The sequence below is a fragment of the Lysinibacillus sp. LZ02 genome (assembly GCF_050613145.1).
In the GTDB taxonomy this organism is placed as follows: Bacteria; Bacillota; Bacilli; order Bacillales_A; family Planococcaceae; genus Lysinibacillus_B.
Window position 1 is genome coordinate 967,273 of the sequence record NZ_CP192507.1, and the last position, 14,936, is coordinate 982,208.

The window sequence follows — 14,936 nt, forward strand, 5'->3', positions numbered from 1 at the left end:
ATAGTTATTTCATAATTATTCAATGCTTGTATTGGAAAAGATCGAAATTAGACAAACTTTGTTCATGAACTAGATAGTCGGATGAAGTATGTACTATTAACACGATCTGTTCAATGATAAGCTAGTGTTAGGGATTCTTTCTTGGATGATAAGAATTCATATAGAACTAAACCATAGTCCTGGTTACACATGAAAATACAACAAAGAAAGAGAGGTTTTATTAAGCTATGATGAAAGGGCTTAAAAAATGGCGTCTATTCTCGCTGTTAGCAGTAATGACTGTATTCCTTTCAGCTTGTGGTGAAGAATATATTTCGACACTTACACCAGCTGGTCCAGTTGGTCAAGAACAGCTGAATATTTTATTACTTGCAACTGCGATTATGACGTTAGTAGTTGTCATTGTTTCTGTTATCTATTTACTTGCTTTCGTTAAGTTCCGCCGTTCAAAAGTAGGCGAAAATTATATGCCTAAACAAGTAGAAGGTAGCCATACTCTTGAAGTAATTTGGACAGTAATTCCAATTATATTACTGTTAATCTTATCTGTTCCTACACTTACAGCTACTTATAAATTTGCAAATGTTGCTGCAATGGATGAAGTAGATGAAGAAGGAAATAAAACAGCACTTACTGTAAACGTAACTGCAAAATTATATTGGTGGGAGTTCGAATACCCAGATTTAGGAATTATCACGGCGCAAGAGCTTGTTGTTCCAACTGGTGAAAAAGTGTACTTCAACCTAATCGCTGCTGACGTTAAGCACTCTTTCTGGATTCCAGCAGTCGGCGGTAAAATGGATACAAACGTAGATAACTTAAACAAATTCTATTTACAATTCGACAAAGAGTCTGAAGGCTTAAAAGATGGCGTATTCTATGGTAAATGTGCTGAGCTTTGCGGTCCTTCACATGCTTTAATGGACTTCAAAGTTAAAACATTAGAGCCTGCTGCATTTGATGCATGGGTAGCTGCTATGAAAGCGACTGAAGGGAACACAGCGGATGCTAACTCAACAAATGCTGGGGAAGCTACATTCGCAAAAAGCTGTTTAGGCTGTCACGCAGTATCTGGTGTATCTGGTGCTGGTATGGGGCCAAACTTAACTACATTCGGTGACCGTAACCGCGTGGCTGGTTTCATGGATCACACTGTAGAAGAAACAACAAACTGGATTGTGGATCCAGAATTCTATAAGCCAGGTAACACAATGACTGGTAAATACAATGTTTCAGAAGAAGAAGCAAAAGCTATTGCTGAGTACTTAATGACATTAAAAGTTGAAGATTAATTTTTACACTTAGTATAGAAACTTTGAAGGAGGTTAAAGTTGTGAGCTCTGTGGCAAAGAAAAAGGGCTTAGGAGGACACATCTGGGAGTATTTAACGACTGTCGATCATAAAAAGATTGCCATTCTTTATTTAGTTGCTGGTACATTGTTCTTCGCAATCGCTGGTTTTGAAGCGCTACTTATGCGTATTCAATTAATGATTCCTAATAACGATTTCATTTCAGCGGGCCTATTTAACGAATTATTAACAATGCACGGTACGACGATGCTATTCTTAGCAGCGACACCGTTACTATTTGCATTTATGAATGCGATCGTTCCGCTTCAAATCGGGGCACGTGACGTAGCATTCCCATTCTTAAACTCACTAGGATTCTGGTTATTCTTCCTTGGTGCAGTATTCCTTCACCTATCATTCTTTATGGGTGGAGCTCCTGATGCAGGGTGGACTTCTTATGCATCATTATCTTTATATTCACCTGGTCATGGTATTGACTTCTATGTATTAGGTTTACAAATTTCTGGTGCGGGTACATTAATTTCTGGTATCAACTTCATCGTAACGATTATTACGATGCGTGCACCTGGTATGACGTTCATGCGTATGCCACTATTCACTTGGACTTCACTAGTTTCAAGTACATTAATTTTATTCGCATTCCCTCCGTTAACAGTTGGTTTATTCTTAATGTTAGTGGACCGTATGTTCGGAGCTAACTTCTTCGATCATACAATGGGTGGTAACACGATTGTTTGGGAGCACTTATTCTGGATCTTCGGTCACCCAGAAGTATATATCTTAGTATTACCTGCGTTCGGTTTATTCTCTGAAATTATTCCGGTATTCGCTCGTAAACGTTTATTCGGATACTCTTCAATGGTATTCGCAACAATTTTAATCGGTTTCTTAGGGTTCATGGTATGGGCTCACCACATGTTCACAACAGGTTTAGGTGCAACTGCCAACGCAATCTTCGCGGTAGCAACAATGGCAATCGCTGTACCAACTGGTATGAAAGTATTCAACTGGATCTTAACTATTTGGGGCGGATCTATTAAAGTTACAGTGCCAATGCTTTATGCACTTGGTTTCATCCCGTCATTCGTTGCGGGTGGTGTGACAGGGGTAATGCAGGCAACTGCTCCACTTGACTACCAATTACACGATTCTTACTTTATCGTAGCTCACTTCCACTACGTAATCGTAGGTGGTATCGTAACTGCGTTATTCGGTTCAGCGCACTTCTACTGGCCGATTATGTTTAACCGTACGTTAAATGAAAAACTAGGGGTACTTACTTTCTGGGTATTCTTCATTGGTTTCCACTTAACGTTCTTCTTACAGCATTTCTTAGGTTTAATGGGTATGCCACGTCGTGTATTCACATACATGGGCGATCAAGGTTGGGATTCATTCAACATGATTTCAACAGTTGGTGCATTAATGATGGGTGTTGGTGTAATCCTATTAGTAATTAACGTATTATTATCAATTAAATCAGCACCAGTTAACCGTCGTGACTACTGGGGCGATGGTCGTTCACTTGAATGGGCGCTTGAAACACCGCTTCCATTCTACAACTTCAAACAAACGCCACTTGTTCGTGGATACGATCCATACTGGATTGAAAAGGAAGAAGGCAACAAAGAGGGTATGGTTTATGCTGAGCCACTAGGCGATATTCATATGCCAAATAACTCAATTTTACCTTTATTAATGTCAATCGGTATGTTCATCGCTGCATTCGGTGCTCTTTATAGTCCATGGGGTGACCAAGCGATCGCAGGTACTGCTGAAAGTGTTTCACCAGCTGCATCATTAGCATTAATGATCGGTGGTTTAGGTTTAACAGTTGCTTGTATGATTATTCGTTCATTTAAAGACGATTTAGGCTACCATGTGCATAAAGCAGAAGTGGAACAAATCGAGCGTGAACTTGCTGAATACCGTGCTAAAGGGGGTAAAAAATAATGGATATCAATCATAAATTTACTCCACAAAGCTGGCCTCAGCACGCTGAGCAAGCGACTATGGAAGGTAAAAACAAATTCGTAGGTTTCTGGATTTTCCTTTCGTGTGAGGTTGTACTTTTCGCTTCATTATTTGCAACATACTTAGCGCTTAAAGACCAAGGTCCAGCTGGTATGGAGTTCTCTGCTAAAGGTCTTTATGAGTTACCATTAGCATTTATCATGACGATGTTATTATTAACATCTTCATTAACTTCTGTGTACGCGATGTACCACATGAAAAACTATAACTTCAAAGGTGTTCAGACTTGGATGGCAATTACTGTTCTTTTAGGTCTTGGCTTCTTAGGGTTAGAAATTTATGAGTTCCAACACTATGTACACATTGGTTTTGGTTATACGCAATCAGCGTTCTCTTCAGCGTTCTTTACGCTTGTAGGTACGCACGGTTTACACGTTATCATCGGTTTAGTTTGGATTACTGGTTTACTAATCCGTAATGCTAATCGTGGTCTTAACTTATACAACGCACCGAAGTACTTCGTAGCTTCACTTTACTGGCACTTCATTGACGTTGTTTGGGTATTCATCTTTACAGTAGTTTACTTGATGGGAGTGTTAGGATAATATGGCACACGATACTCATTTTGAAACTCGTTCTCAGGCACAGTATGAATATGATCGCGCTCAAAATTCGAAAAAAATGCGTAAGCAAGTAACGCAATTCGCGATTATGATCCTGCTAACATTTGTTGCATTCTCAGCAGTTGTAGCAGACTTTGCTCCAAACTTCATTAAACCGTTAGTATTATTACTAGCAGGTATTCAAGTAGTACAACAGCTTTATTCTTTCATGCATATGGAAGAAAAAGATGCTCCGCACATGGGCGTTATTCAATTCTTCATGTGGGGCGGCGGATTTATCGCCTTTACGTTCTTCGTATGTTTCTTAACAATTATTTGGTGGTAATTCATTAATGAAAACGTCTCTAGCAAATGCTAGAGGCGTTTTTTTATGTGTTTAATCATATGCAATGTCGGTTAGTTCAAATACTCAAATAGATAATTAATTAAAAAAATACAAAAACCTAGTTGACTAATAGGATATGTATAGTATACTTCATTATAAGAGTATTCGTTAAGTGAAAAAATGAATCTCTATTTAAATGGATGAACTGAAAATAGAGCTGACTAGTCAACTAGAGGCGCTTTAATGCAGGCTTTGGCCATGCATTAGAGCGCCTTTTTATTTTAGTAGGGGGGAAATGGATTGCTAACTTATGATAATTGGCGAAAGCCGGAGATTGAATTTGAACAAGACGAAACGTATAAAGGGGCATTACAAGTTCTGAAATGGGCTTATGAACATTATAAAGAGGAAATTGTCTATGCATGTAGCTTCGGGATTGAGGGGATTGTACTAATCGACTTAATTTCGAAAGTAAAGCCAGATGCACAAATTGTTTTTTTAGATACGGACGTCCACTTTAAAGAAACATATGAAACGATTGAGCGTGTGAAGGAAAAATATCCACAGTTGCAAATTGACATGAAAAAGCCAGCATTATCACTTGAAGAACAGGCAGAAAAATATGGTGCTGCACTTTGGGAAAGAGAGCCGAATCAGTGCTGTCATATTCGTAAATTAGTGCCTTTAAATGAAACGTTAACAGCTTCGAAGGCTTGGATTTCCGGTTTGCGCCGTGAGCAATCTGAGACACGTGCAAATGTAGAATTCATTAATTTAGATCAACGCTTTAAATCCGTTAAAGTATGTCCACTTATTTATTGGACATGGAAAGATATATGGCGATATGTGTCAAAGCACAATTTACCATACAATCCGCTTCACGATAAAGGGTATCCAAGCATTGGCTGTGAAACATGTACGAAGCCTGCTTTCACGGTGGAAGACTTGCGGTCAGGTCGTTGGGCAGGTAGTAGGAAAATGGAGTGCGGCTTGCACGGATAAAGTGAAACTTCAATCAGTGGGGTTTTACGGGCAGTTGATCTCCCACCTATGCTTCTCGATTTTCTTTAAGCCTTGAGGTGGGCGTCTTAATGCCCGTTAATGCGGGATAAAGGGGGACTTACATGCTAGAATACATTGCCATTGCCATTGCCTTATTTTTTGCAGCAAATATTGGCGCAAGTGGAGCTGCAGCTTCTATGGGGGTGGCATATGGCTCAGGAGCAATAAAGAATGCCAAGTTTGCCCTTCTACTTTGTGGAATCGGTGTTATTGCCGGTGCAGTATTAGGCGGAGGAGAAGTTGTTAAAACAATTAGTGGCGGCATTATTCCTGAAAGCATTATTACAGTAAAGTTGGTCATCATTATTTTATTAGCTGCCACAAGTACACTGTTTATTGCAAATTTAATGGGAATTCCGTTATCCACAAGCGAAGTAACAGTAGGTTCCATTGTCGGTGTCGGTGTCGCGTACCAAGTGCTTTATATAGAAAAGTTGTTATATATTATGGCATTTTGGTTTATCGTACCCATCATTGCATTTTTACTGTTATTGATAGGGGGGAAAATTCTTTATCATTTTCAGCAGAAAGGTTATTTAAAAGATCGCCCGTTATTTACATTTTTACTTATTATAGCTGGCTTTTTTGAAGCATTTTCAGCAGGTATGAATAATGTGGCGAACGCTGTTGGTCCGCTTGTCGGTGCAAATATGATGACGATCACTGAAGGTGTTTGGATTGGCGGGGTTTTTGTTGCTGTTGGTGCACTTTTTCTAGGAAGACGTGTCCTTGAAACGAATGGAAAAAAGATTACACGATATGAAAAAACAGAAGGCATTTTAATTTCAAGTACAGGTGCCTTATTAGTAGGCATTAGTTCTATCTTTGGTTTGCCGGTACCGCTAACACAAGTTACGTCTTCAGGGATCATTGGATTAGGCGTTGCTAAAAATGGTGCCAAAGTTTTTGATAAAAATATTGTCAAAAAAATTTTACGGATTTGGATCGTATCTCCGCTGTTTTCGTTAGCGATATCCTATATGTTGGTCAAAGTATTTATCGAAAGTGATTATTATTCAATGATTGTACTTGTAAGTGTGGCAATCGCGATTATGGGTGCTTTCAGCTTAATGCAGATTGTACGAGAAGAGGAACAAACCTTCAACGATGAAGGGTCAGGTATTTAAACTAAGTAATTAAATTGGAATAATTGGAGGAAGTATAATGAGTTTACAAGCACATGGTGGGAAATTAATTAATACGTATCGTCCAGATACAGATGTTTCAGCAATTCAAAAGGAAATTCAATTAGACGCAATAGCGCTAAGTGATTTAGAGTTAATCGGGGTAGGGGCGTATAGTCCATTAGATGGTTTTTTAAATCAAGCCGATTATGAATCTGTTGTAAAAAATATGCGTTTAGCGAATGGGATAGTGTGGAGCATTCCGATTACATTGCCAGTAAAGCCAGCAGTTGCTGTGACATTGCAGCGCGGGGAACAAGTGAAGCTTATTTTTAATGGAGAAGTTTACGGTACATTAACAGTTGGAGATATTTATGAACCGAATAAGCAACAAGAGGCAAAACATGTGTACGGAACGGAAGAATTAGCACATCCAGGGGTAGCGAAATTATTTGAGCGTCCAAATGTTTATGTAGGCGGCGCCGTTACATTAATTAAGAAATCTGAGAAACCATTCTCAACTCATACATTTGAGCCTTCGGAAACACGGGCAATTTTTGCTGAAAAAGGCTGGAAAACAATCGTAGGATTCCAAACTCGTAACCCTGTGCATCGTGCCCATGAGTATATTCAAAAAGTAGCGCTTGAAATTGTAGATGGGTTATTTTTAAATCCGCTTGTAGGCGAAACGAAATCAGATGATATTTCAGCAACTATCCGTATGGAAAGTTATGAAGTCCTGCTTGAAAAATATTATCCGACAGAGCGTGTGCAACTAGGTGTATTTTTAGCGGCCATGCGTTATGCAGGCCCTCGTGAGGCGATTTTCCACGCTTTAGTACGTAAAAACTACGGTTGTACGCACTTTATCGTTGGACGCGATCATGCGGGTGTGGGTGATTATTACGGCACATATGATGCACAAAAATTATTTGATTTATTTGAGCCAGAAGAGATTGGTATTACACCGTTAAAGTTTGAGCATAGTTTCTACTGCAGTGAATGTGAAGGAATGGCCACAACGAAAACATGTGCACATGGTCCAGAAGCACGCGTTATTTTATCTGGCACAAAAGTACGTGAAATGCTACGAGCAGGTGAAATTCCGCCGAGTACATTTAGCCGTAAAGAGGTCATTGAAGTGTTAATTCGTGGACTACGAGAAGAAGCGACAGTATAGGAGGATGTATAGATGAGCACAAATATCGTATGGCATGAGGCATCGATTTTAAAACAAGAGCGCCGTGAACAAAATAGCCATTCCAGTTTTATTTTATGGTTTACAGGTCTTTCAGCATCAGGAAAGTCTAGTATTGCGAATGCGTTTGCCCGTAAGCTTTTTGAACAGAATAAGCAAGTGTTTGTATTAGATGGTGATAATATTCGCCACGGTTTAAATAATGATTTAGGATTTGATGAAGTAAGCCGTAAAGAAAATATTCGTCGTATTGGCGAAGTGTCGAAACTTTTCGTTGAAGGTGGACAAATTGTGTTAACGGCATTTATTTCTCCATATCGTGAGGATCGTCAGGTTGTTCGTGCTTTAGTAGAAGAAGGTGAGTTTATCGAGGTATATGTGAAAGCTTCGGTTGAAGCCTGTGAAAAACGCGATCCGAAAGGGCTTTATAAAAAAGCGCGTAACAACGAAATTCCGAACTTTACAGGCATTAGTGCGCCGTATGAAGAGCCGTTACATCCAGAAATAGTCCTAGATTCCGAAAATAACTCAATCGAACAATGTGTCGAACAACTGCATACATTTTTAACTGAAAAAGGATTAATCTAAATAGTGAAGGGGATGTCTAGAAAGTGAACGCTTTCTGGACATCCCCTTTCGTTGATTAGGAAATGATAAGTGTCGCATTATGAATAACAATCACTGAAAAAAGTATCTACGTCTAGGTGGAATTGCTATTCCCTCGCGTCACTTCGACTTTCTTCTACGTATAACAAGTATATTTGTCGAGGATGAGCAGATGCTTTTGTTCTTGCGTATTTCTCAACATTCCCTCATAATGCAATTGTCATACTATGTTCATTGAAGTCTCTAAAAACGACATTTATAATAGAGATATTGAAGTTTAAAGGAGCGCGATTTTATGCCACTTAGTATATTTGGTTTTCAAGCGTTATGGAGCCCTTATTTAATCGGGGTCATCGCATTTTTAACAGTCGTTTATTTTTTAACAACTGTTACATGGAGAAAAGATTTTAAAGTAAGCGAGCCTTTAAAGAAAAGCGAAGCAATTTATTTTATTTTAGCGATGATTATATTATATATCATTAAAGGATCTCCAATTGATTTATTAGGTCATATTATGTTTACGATGCATATGGTACAAATGGCATTCTTGCTACTATTAGTACCGATTTTCTTAATTAAAGGCATCCCGTGGTGGGTATGGAAAGTCGTTGTAGAAGCGCCGGTTGTACGTATGATATTTAAAATCTTTACACAACCACTTGTTGCGATTTTTATCTTTATTGCTATGTTTAGCTTTTATCATATTCCATCCGTTTTTGATGCAATTAAATTAGATATGACGCTACATGGCATCTATACATTTGTATTATTCATTACAGCTCTATTTATGTACTGGCCATTATTAAATCAAGTAGACGGACAACATAAGATGAAAAATATTAATAAACTGGCGTATATTGCAGGGAATGCGGTATTAATTACACCAGCTTGTGCCTTAATTATTTTTGCGTCACACCCGATGTATGCAACGTATACAGAAGCAGACGCATGGCTTCAAGCGATGGAGCTATGTGTGCCTGTTGATACATTAGCTGGTCTTAATTTATCAGGTCCTGAGCTATTTTCTAATATGGACCCAGTAAGTGATCAACAAGTGGGCGGCGTAATGATGAAAATTATTCAAGAAATTATTTTTGGTGTGATTTTAGCACGGATTTTCCGCAAATGGTGGGTGAGTGAACGTAGCAGCCAACAGGAAATTACCGAAAAGGCATTACGTGATTTCCAACAAAATCGTACAAACTATAATTAATTAGACAGGAATAGGAGAATAGGAAATGGGTGTACCAATTTTACCGACAATTAGTACATCATTCATCGTGCTGAGTGCTATTTTAGTAGCGATTGGATGGGGCTTAATTGCAAAAAGAAAAATCGAGGCGCATAGAAAGGTAATGTATGCTGCTGGTGTTGCAGCAACTATTTTCTTTATTATTTATGCTTCACGTACAGTATTTATTGGAAATACAGCGTTTGGTGGTCCAGATGAGTTGAAAGGTTACTATACGTTCTTCTTAATTTTCCATATTACACTTGCAACAATTGGAGCTGTTTTTGGTATTACGAGTCTTTGGACAGGCTATAAAAATAATTTAAAATTACATCGTAAAATTGGACCGATTTCAAGTATTATTTGGTTCTTTACAGCAATCACAGGTGTAATGGTATATTTATTATTATATGTAATTTATGAAGGCGGCGAAACGACGTCTGTTATTAAAGCAATTTTAGGTTTTTAAGTATGTAGGCTTCTATGTGTGATGCATAGGAGCTTTTTCATGTAAAGAAAAAAGGCAACCGGCTTTGGTTGCCTATCACTCATTATTTTGCTTCAAAACCATACTGTGCAAGATCTTTTGCAACAGCTGCAAAAATCTGCTCACAATCTTTAATAAGGTGAGCTGGGAATGTCTCGTCATTATATTCTACACCATGTGGGTAGTAGTATTTTCCAAGAGCAGGTTTTAAAATCTTTAAAGTTGCATCGTGAGCACCTACATCGCCAGAAATAGCTTCACAGAAAACGCGTAAGTAGAAGCGACCTTCACGAATGTCGAAACGGCGGTCAAATGTCATGCGATCATAGTCCCACTCGCCATAACATTCTAAGCCATGATTTTTTAAGATGTTTGTAAGAAAGTCTTGATCAACAACAATGTTTTCAATTTTAGTATTTTCAAAATACATTGCAATATCCTCCTTTAGCAAATCGTACATATTTTATACGCTCTGTTTTTAATAATAGAGCAAATTTACAGATGTTGCAATGACAACATTGTGTCAAGCGTGGCTGAATTGATATAATTATAGGGAATCATTTATAGTAAAAGGAGGGGAATTTATGAAGGCGTTATTTCGTATTTTAATCATTTCGAGTTTTTTAGGCATTATTTTTTACTATTCAAATATAGAAGAACAAAACGTTCCGTTAGAAGGACCAAATGTGGTGCAACAAGCGATCCCTTCTGAGCAGTACATAAATGATTACACTGAAACATTATCACGACCAGAGACAGGTATTTCGACAATGATTGGTCAGCCTTCGGAAATAGTATTGGAAAACTACGGGGAACCTACTAGGATAGATCGTTCTGCATTTGGTTATGAATGGTGGGTATACAATCAAGATGCTACGATCATGTTTGGAATTGAGCAAGGGCAAATAATACAAGTATATACGAATGCAGAAAATGTCGATATTAGTCCGTATTATATTGGACAACCGGTTGAAGATGTTTATCGTATGACGATTGTAGATGCAGAAGTATCTGTTGCAATTGATGATAATGTTTTCATCTTTACGATGAGTGAAGATGATACGAAAAATCGTTTATTAGCAAAGTTTGATACAATATACGCGCAGCTATACATAGATGAAGAGCGAGGAATACTAGCAGGGATTCGGTATATGAACGGGAAAACGCTCGTGCAGCATCAGCCTTACGAAATGCAATTTACGGGAGAATTAGTAGAGAAGCAAATGCCATCTTCTTTTTTACAATTTGAAATTAATCGGACAATGGCAAAACAACTATTTGAATTGACGAATGTATATAGACAACAGTACGAGTTAGAACCGCTATTGACGTTTAATGAGTTAAATACGACTGCAACGGCGCATAGTGAAGACATGTTTCTTCAAAATTATATCTCACATGAGTCACCTACATATGGGTCACTACAAAAGCGGCTAAAAGATAGTGAAATTGTATATGAAAAGGCGAATGAAAATGTTGCGATGGCTTATTATGATGCAATTGAAGCTGTGCATGGCTTATTAAATTCGCCAAATCATCGCGAAACAATGTTGAATGACGAATACACGCATGTTGGAACAGGCGTGTATTATAATTACTATACTCAAATATTTCTTAAGCAAGTAGTACAAGAAGAAAGTGAAACTGAATAACTTTTGAGAGTGTAAACAAGTGCATTTTGCGCCATGTTTACACTTTTTTTATTACCATCTCGTAATGAGTAAAGATACATCCTAAAAATACCAGTAGGATAGTAAAAGATATTAAACTAAATCGTAATGGTAGCCTCCGCGCTTTGCCACAGCCTATACAGGAGCTAAAACAGGCGTGGCCTCCTGTTTAGATCTCCTGTTCCTGCTCCTGACACTACGCTTTCGTCGCAAAGAAAATCTTGGCTCCTGTGGCTATGGCGCGCTACGGCAAAAGTGAATACTTCTCAATATGCTAGAAAAACATTTCTCTTCTTTAAAAGAAATCATTTTCTTTTCATTTGCACATCTCTTCGCTTAGCCTCTGTAATCTATGAGGATATTTATTGTTTTTTAGCAACCCATTTTTTATTGAACAATAGTTGTTTGTAGCGGAAGCACGAGACTCCTACGGGAAAAGCGAGACAATCAAGACCCCGCAGGAAATTTATTTGCGACGAAAGCGTAGCGACAGGAGCACCGAAGCATGAGTGACGAGGAGGCTTGATCTCGCCCGTGGAAAGCGAGTGCTGGAGCGGAAAGAAACGGTTACTCAAATGGTAATATATGTTTTGATGTTTGCTTATTAGGAGTTACCATAAAACATTAATACAAACGTCTTATACATGCATCATGAATGTTATAAAGCGATGGCTTTTTTGTGTCAAATTTTGTGCGCCCACATACTGTAGAGCAGGAGGGTGTAACGTGCAATTAGCAGAGTTATTAAAAGATTGGCCGTGCACTGTAAAAGGCTCAATTCGAGAAGAAGTTTTTCGTCTAGAAGATGTAGTGGATGAGGTGCGATCAGGGGATTTGTTTATCGCACGTAAAGGAAAAAAACATGATAGTAAAAAATGGATTAAAAAGGCGATTGAGTCAGGTGCAAAAGCGATCGTTGTGGACGATGAAGTGTTTTTTGATGGGTGTGTTAGCGATATCCCGTTCGTTTGGGTGCCTAATATATTACAATTTAGTGCCTATGCAAGTGCAAAACTATGTGGCTTTCCTTCTGAAGCACTGACAATCATTGCGATTACAGGTACAAATGGCAAAACAACGGTCAGTCACTTAATAGGACAGTTGTTGCAAAAAATGAATAAACGTGTACTAGTGATCGGTACAAATGGTGTCTATCTAAATGGTACGTTATTTAATACAAATATAGAACAGTTAACGACATTGCAACCAAAACATTTACATCCAATATTACTTGAAGCTGTTCGGAAAAATGTACAGTATGTTGTAATGGAAGCTTCATCAATGGGCTTGGCTACACATCGACTGGATGAGTGCGATATTGATGTTGGTGTTTTTCTAAATTTAGGGGAAGACCACTTAGAAGATCATGGCTCGTTTGAACAGTATAAGTTAGCAAAACAACGCCTAGCAGGACTGAGCAAAAAAATCGTATTAAATGGAGACGATTCTTTTTGTCGAGGAGTGGGCGTACTGGCGAAACGTGAGAAACGCTACTTTGGCATAAAGGGTCGAGTGGATGTTTTATTGCAATTATTGGCGGAAGGAAAAGCAGAAAGTACATGTTGCGTCCAAATGGCGAATCATGAAAAGGTGATTACTATTCCATTTATAGGTGATTACCAGCGATCAAATATAGCAGCGGCTATCACTGTAATGGATATGCTGAATTTTCCATTTGAGGATGTAATGAAAGAAGTACCAACTCTTACTTTACCGATTGGTCGAATGCAAACATTCAATAGTAGTCAAGGTTTTCAAGTGATTGTCGATTATGCGCATACAGCCGATGCGTTAAAAGCTGTATTACAGGCAGTTAAAAATACGGTCGAGCAAAAGCTATTCGTCGTATTTAGTTGTGGTGGAGAACGGGATGTAGCAAAGCGGAAAGAAATGGGCACGGTAGCATCTAAGTATGCAGATCATATTATTTTGACAACGGACAATTGTCGAAGTGAAGACCCAGAAGTGATTAATGAGCAAATTGCGACAGGCTTTTTTGCTACTCAAAGCTATGAGGTCATTTTATCTCGCGCCGAGGCGATTGAAACAGCGCTAAGGCAAGCGACAGAAGGCGATGTTATTGTGATTGCAGGAAAGGGGCATGAACGTACGCAAACGATTGGTGACGTTACAACCCCATTTTCTGATATTGATTATGTAATGAATTTACTGGCGCGGCTCGATGACGAAAAATGATGCAGTAGCCGTAGCTAATTTTTTACCTGTTTCATCTTCAATGACACACTCCATTACGATCATTCGGCGGCCCTTATTCACGAAATAGCCTGTAGCGATTAATTCCTTGTTTTTCGTTGTCGCGATATAGTTGATCGTTAAATTGGTTGTGACAACATTTTTCCCTTCTTCAACGGACCGAGAAGCAAGTCCGCCCATCGCAGCATCAGCAATCGTTGCTAAAATGCCACCATGTGGTACTTTAATCGTATTATGGATAACAGGGGTCACCGGTATGCGTACAATGCTATAGTCAGTGTAAAACTCGCCCGTCATATGTAAAGCGGCGTTAATATAACGGTGATGAACACCTGTTTGTTTGTCGTGTAATCCTTTAAGGAGATGCATAAGTACTTCTTCGTCTTCTTGTGTACTATGTGCTAAAATCGATTGTAAAAGTTTTTCAGCTTCCTGTTTTTTTGATGCAATCATGATGTTCTTCCTTTATTCTGAGTATTATTTAGTAGTTAGTAAAGTATACATGTTGAAGGAAATCCATATAAGCAAGGACATCAACTCAACCTATTTGGGGCAAGATGTGTCTTTCTAATAACAAATATAACATCTTTTCTGTTATGATAGGTGGGAGATTGGAGGAATTTTCGATGATAATGACTACAGAGTGGGCTTTTATTTTAGATGAAGCTGATGTGTTAAGTGCGATGATTCTTTCTTCTGAACAAGCTAACAATTTACGTGATGCATATCAAGCGGTATATGATAATAGCCAGCTTGTGGAGCAAATTCGTACATTTAGCCGTCTTAAAGAACACTATGAAGACGTACAACGTTTTGGGAAATATCATCCCGATTATCATACAATAATGAAAAAAATACGCGAACAGAAGCGTGCGCTAGATTTAAATGATGCAATCGCACAGCTGAAAATTGCAGAAAATGACTATCAAGATTTGTTAGATGAAGTGAGTCTAATTATTGGGAAGTCCGTATCAGAAGCTGTCAAAGTACCTGTAAGTAATCCCTTTTTTGCGACAGGAAGCGGATGTAGCACGGCAGGTTGCGGTTCAGGCGGTAGTTGTGGCTGTTCCGTATAAAGTGAAGAATGTTTATGTTGTCCTTAAACGAAAT

The 14,936-nt window shown here is 38.5% G+C and carries 15 protein-coding genes; 13 read left to right on the forward strand and 2 right to left on the reverse strand.

Annotated features, from left to right (window positions below; translation table 11 throughout):
* The first annotated feature begins 227 nt into the window (after positions 1-227).
* The 10 genes from coxB to ACQQ2I_RS04395 all read left to right on the forward strand — a co-directional run bounded on the left by coxB (position 228) and on the right by ACQQ2I_RS04395 (position 9,924).
* Positions 228-1,292, forward strand: coding sequence for a cytochrome c oxidase subunit II (gene coxB, locus ACQQ2I_RS04350; protein WP_431029357.1), 1,065 nt, complete (start codon positions 228-230; stop codon positions 1,290-1,292).
* A 41-nt stretch (positions 1,293-1,333) separates the two neighbouring features.
* Positions 1,334-3,265, forward strand: a complete 1,932-nt coding sequence (locus tag ACQQ2I_RS04355) for a cytochrome c oxidase subunit I (RefSeq protein ID WP_431029358.1) — start codon at positions 1,334-1,336, stop codon at positions 3,263-3,265.
* Entirely contained in the window at positions 3,265-3,891 is a 627-nt protein-coding gene (locus tag ACQQ2I_RS04360) for a cytochrome c oxidase subunit 3 (RefSeq protein ID WP_431029359.1), read from the forward strand. Before ACQQ2I_RS04355 ends, ACQQ2I_RS04360 begins: the two co-directional genes overlap by 1 nt.
* A gap of 1 nt (position 3,892) precedes the next feature.
* Positions 3,893-4,234, forward strand: coding sequence for a cytochrome C oxidase subunit IV family protein (locus ACQQ2I_RS04365; protein WP_431029360.1), 342 nt, complete (start codon positions 3,893-3,895; stop codon positions 4,232-4,234).
* A gap of 300 nt (positions 4,235-4,534) precedes the next feature.
* Entirely contained in the window at positions 4,535-5,236 is a 702-nt protein-coding gene (locus ACQQ2I_RS04370) for a phosphoadenylyl-sulfate reductase (protein WP_431029361.1), read from the forward strand.
* Between the two features lie 122 nt (positions 5,237-5,358).
* Complete coding sequence (locus ACQQ2I_RS04375) at positions 5,359-6,423, forward strand: inorganic phosphate transporter (RefSeq protein ID WP_431029362.1); 1,065 nt, start codon at positions 5,359-5,361, stop codon at positions 6,421-6,423.
* Positions 6,424-6,460: 37 nt separating this feature from the next.
* Positions 6,461-7,600, forward strand: coding sequence for a sulfate adenylyltransferase (gene sat / locus ACQQ2I_RS04380; protein WP_431029363.1), 1,140 nt, complete (start codon positions 6,461-6,463; stop codon positions 7,598-7,600).
* 12 nt (positions 7,601-7,612) lie between these two features.
* Complete coding sequence (gene cysC / locus ACQQ2I_RS04385; protein WP_431029364.1) at positions 7,613-8,206, forward strand: adenylyl-sulfate kinase; 594 nt, start codon at positions 7,613-7,615, stop codon at positions 8,204-8,206.
* Between the two features lie 313 nt (positions 8,207-8,519).
* A complete protein-coding gene (gene ctaG / locus ACQQ2I_RS04390; protein WP_431029365.1) occupies positions 8,520-9,437 on the forward strand; it encodes a cytochrome c oxidase assembly factor CtaG in 918 nt (305 codons plus the stop codon).
* A 25-nt stretch (positions 9,438-9,462) separates the two neighbouring features.
* Positions 9,463-9,924: a DUF420 domain-containing protein gene (locus tag ACQQ2I_RS04395; protein ID WP_431029366.1), complete on the forward strand. Its 462-nt coding sequence runs from the start codon at positions 9,463-9,465 to the stop codon at positions 9,922-9,924.
* Between the two features lie 82 nt (positions 9,925-10,006).
* Here ACQQ2I_RS04395 and ACQQ2I_RS04400 read toward each other — a convergent pair whose 3' ends face one another.
* Entirely contained in the window at positions 10,007-10,372 is a 366-nt protein-coding gene (locus tag ACQQ2I_RS04400; protein WP_431029367.1) for a YugN family protein, read from the reverse strand.
* Between the two features lie 154 nt (positions 10,373-10,526).
* On the opposite strand from ACQQ2I_RS04400, the gene ACQQ2I_RS04405 reads away from it, so the two are divergent.
* Entirely contained in the window at positions 10,527-11,594 is a 1,068-nt protein-coding gene (locus ACQQ2I_RS04405) for a CAP domain-containing protein (protein ID WP_431029368.1), read from the forward strand.
* Positions 11,595-12,338: 744 nt separating this feature from the next.
* The gene (locus ACQQ2I_RS04410; protein ID WP_431029369.1) at positions 12,339-13,808 is read left to right on the forward strand and encodes a UDP-N-acetylmuramoyl-L-alanyl-D-glutamate--2,6-diaminopimelate ligase; all 1,470 of its coding nucleotides are present in this window, start codon (positions 12,339-12,341) and stop codon (positions 13,806-13,808) included.
* Here ACQQ2I_RS04410 and ACQQ2I_RS04415 read toward each other — a convergent pair.
* Positions 13,779-14,279: a PaaI family thioesterase gene (locus ACQQ2I_RS04415; protein ID WP_431029370.1), complete on the reverse strand. Its 501-nt coding sequence runs from the start codon at positions 14,277-14,279 to the stop codon at positions 13,779-13,781. The genes ACQQ2I_RS04410 and ACQQ2I_RS04415 overlap by 30 nt on opposite strands.
* Before the next feature lie 173 nt (positions 14,280-14,452).
* On the opposite strand from ACQQ2I_RS04415, the gene ACQQ2I_RS04420 reads away from it, so the two are divergent.
* The gene (locus ACQQ2I_RS04420) at positions 14,453-14,902 is read left to right on the forward strand and encodes a YlbF family regulator (protein ID WP_431029371.1); all 450 of its coding nucleotides are present in this window, start codon (positions 14,453-14,455) and stop codon (positions 14,900-14,902) included.
* The last annotated feature ends 34 nt before the right edge of the window (positions 14,903-14,936 follow it).

Excerpts from the sequence above, each read along its gene's own strand:
- ACQQ2I_RS04360 (WP_431029359.1), top strand. The coding sequence starts at position 3,265 with ATGGATATCAATCATAAATTTACTCCACAAAGCTGGCCTCAGCACGCT.
- ACQQ2I_RS04395 (WP_431029366.1), top strand. The coding sequence starts at position 9,463 with ATGGGTGTACCAATTTTACCGACAATTAGTACATCATTCATCGTGCTG.
- ACQQ2I_RS04420 (WP_431029371.1), top strand. The coding sequence starts at position 14,453 with ATGATAATGACTACAGAGTGGGCTTTTATTTTAGATGAAGCTGATGTG.
- ACQQ2I_RS04415 (WP_431029370.1), bottom strand. The coding sequence starts at position 14,279 with ATGATTGCATCAAAAAAACAGGAAGCTGAAAAACTTTTACAATCGATT.
- coxB (WP_431029357.1), top strand. The coding sequence starts at position 228 with ATGATGAAAGGGCTTAAAAAATGGCGTCTATTCTCGCTGTTAGCAGTA.
- ACQQ2I_RS04400 (WP_431029367.1), bottom strand. The coding sequence starts at position 10,372 with ATGTATTTTGAAAATACTAAAATTGAAAACATTGTTGTTGATCAAGAC.
- ACQQ2I_RS04375 (WP_431029362.1), top strand. The coding sequence starts at position 5,359 with ATGCTAGAATACATTGCCATTGCCATTGCCTTATTTTTTGCAGCAAAT.
- ACQQ2I_RS04405 (WP_431029368.1), top strand. The coding sequence starts at position 10,527 with ATGAAGGCGTTATTTCGTATTTTAATCATTTCGAGTTTTTTAGGCATT.
- cysC (WP_431029364.1), top strand. The coding sequence starts at position 7,613 with ATGAGCACAAATATCGTATGGCATGAGGCATCGATTTTAAAACAAGAG.
- ctaG (WP_431029365.1), top strand. The coding sequence starts at position 8,520 with ATGCCACTTAGTATATTTGGTTTTCAAGCGTTATGGAGCCCTTATTTA.
- ACQQ2I_RS04365 (WP_431029360.1), top strand. The coding sequence starts at position 3,893 with ATGGCACACGATACTCATTTTGAAACTCGTTCTCAGGCACAGTATGAA.
- sat (WP_431029363.1), top strand. The coding sequence starts at position 6,461 with ATGAGTTTACAAGCACATGGTGGGAAATTAATTAATACGTATCGTCCA.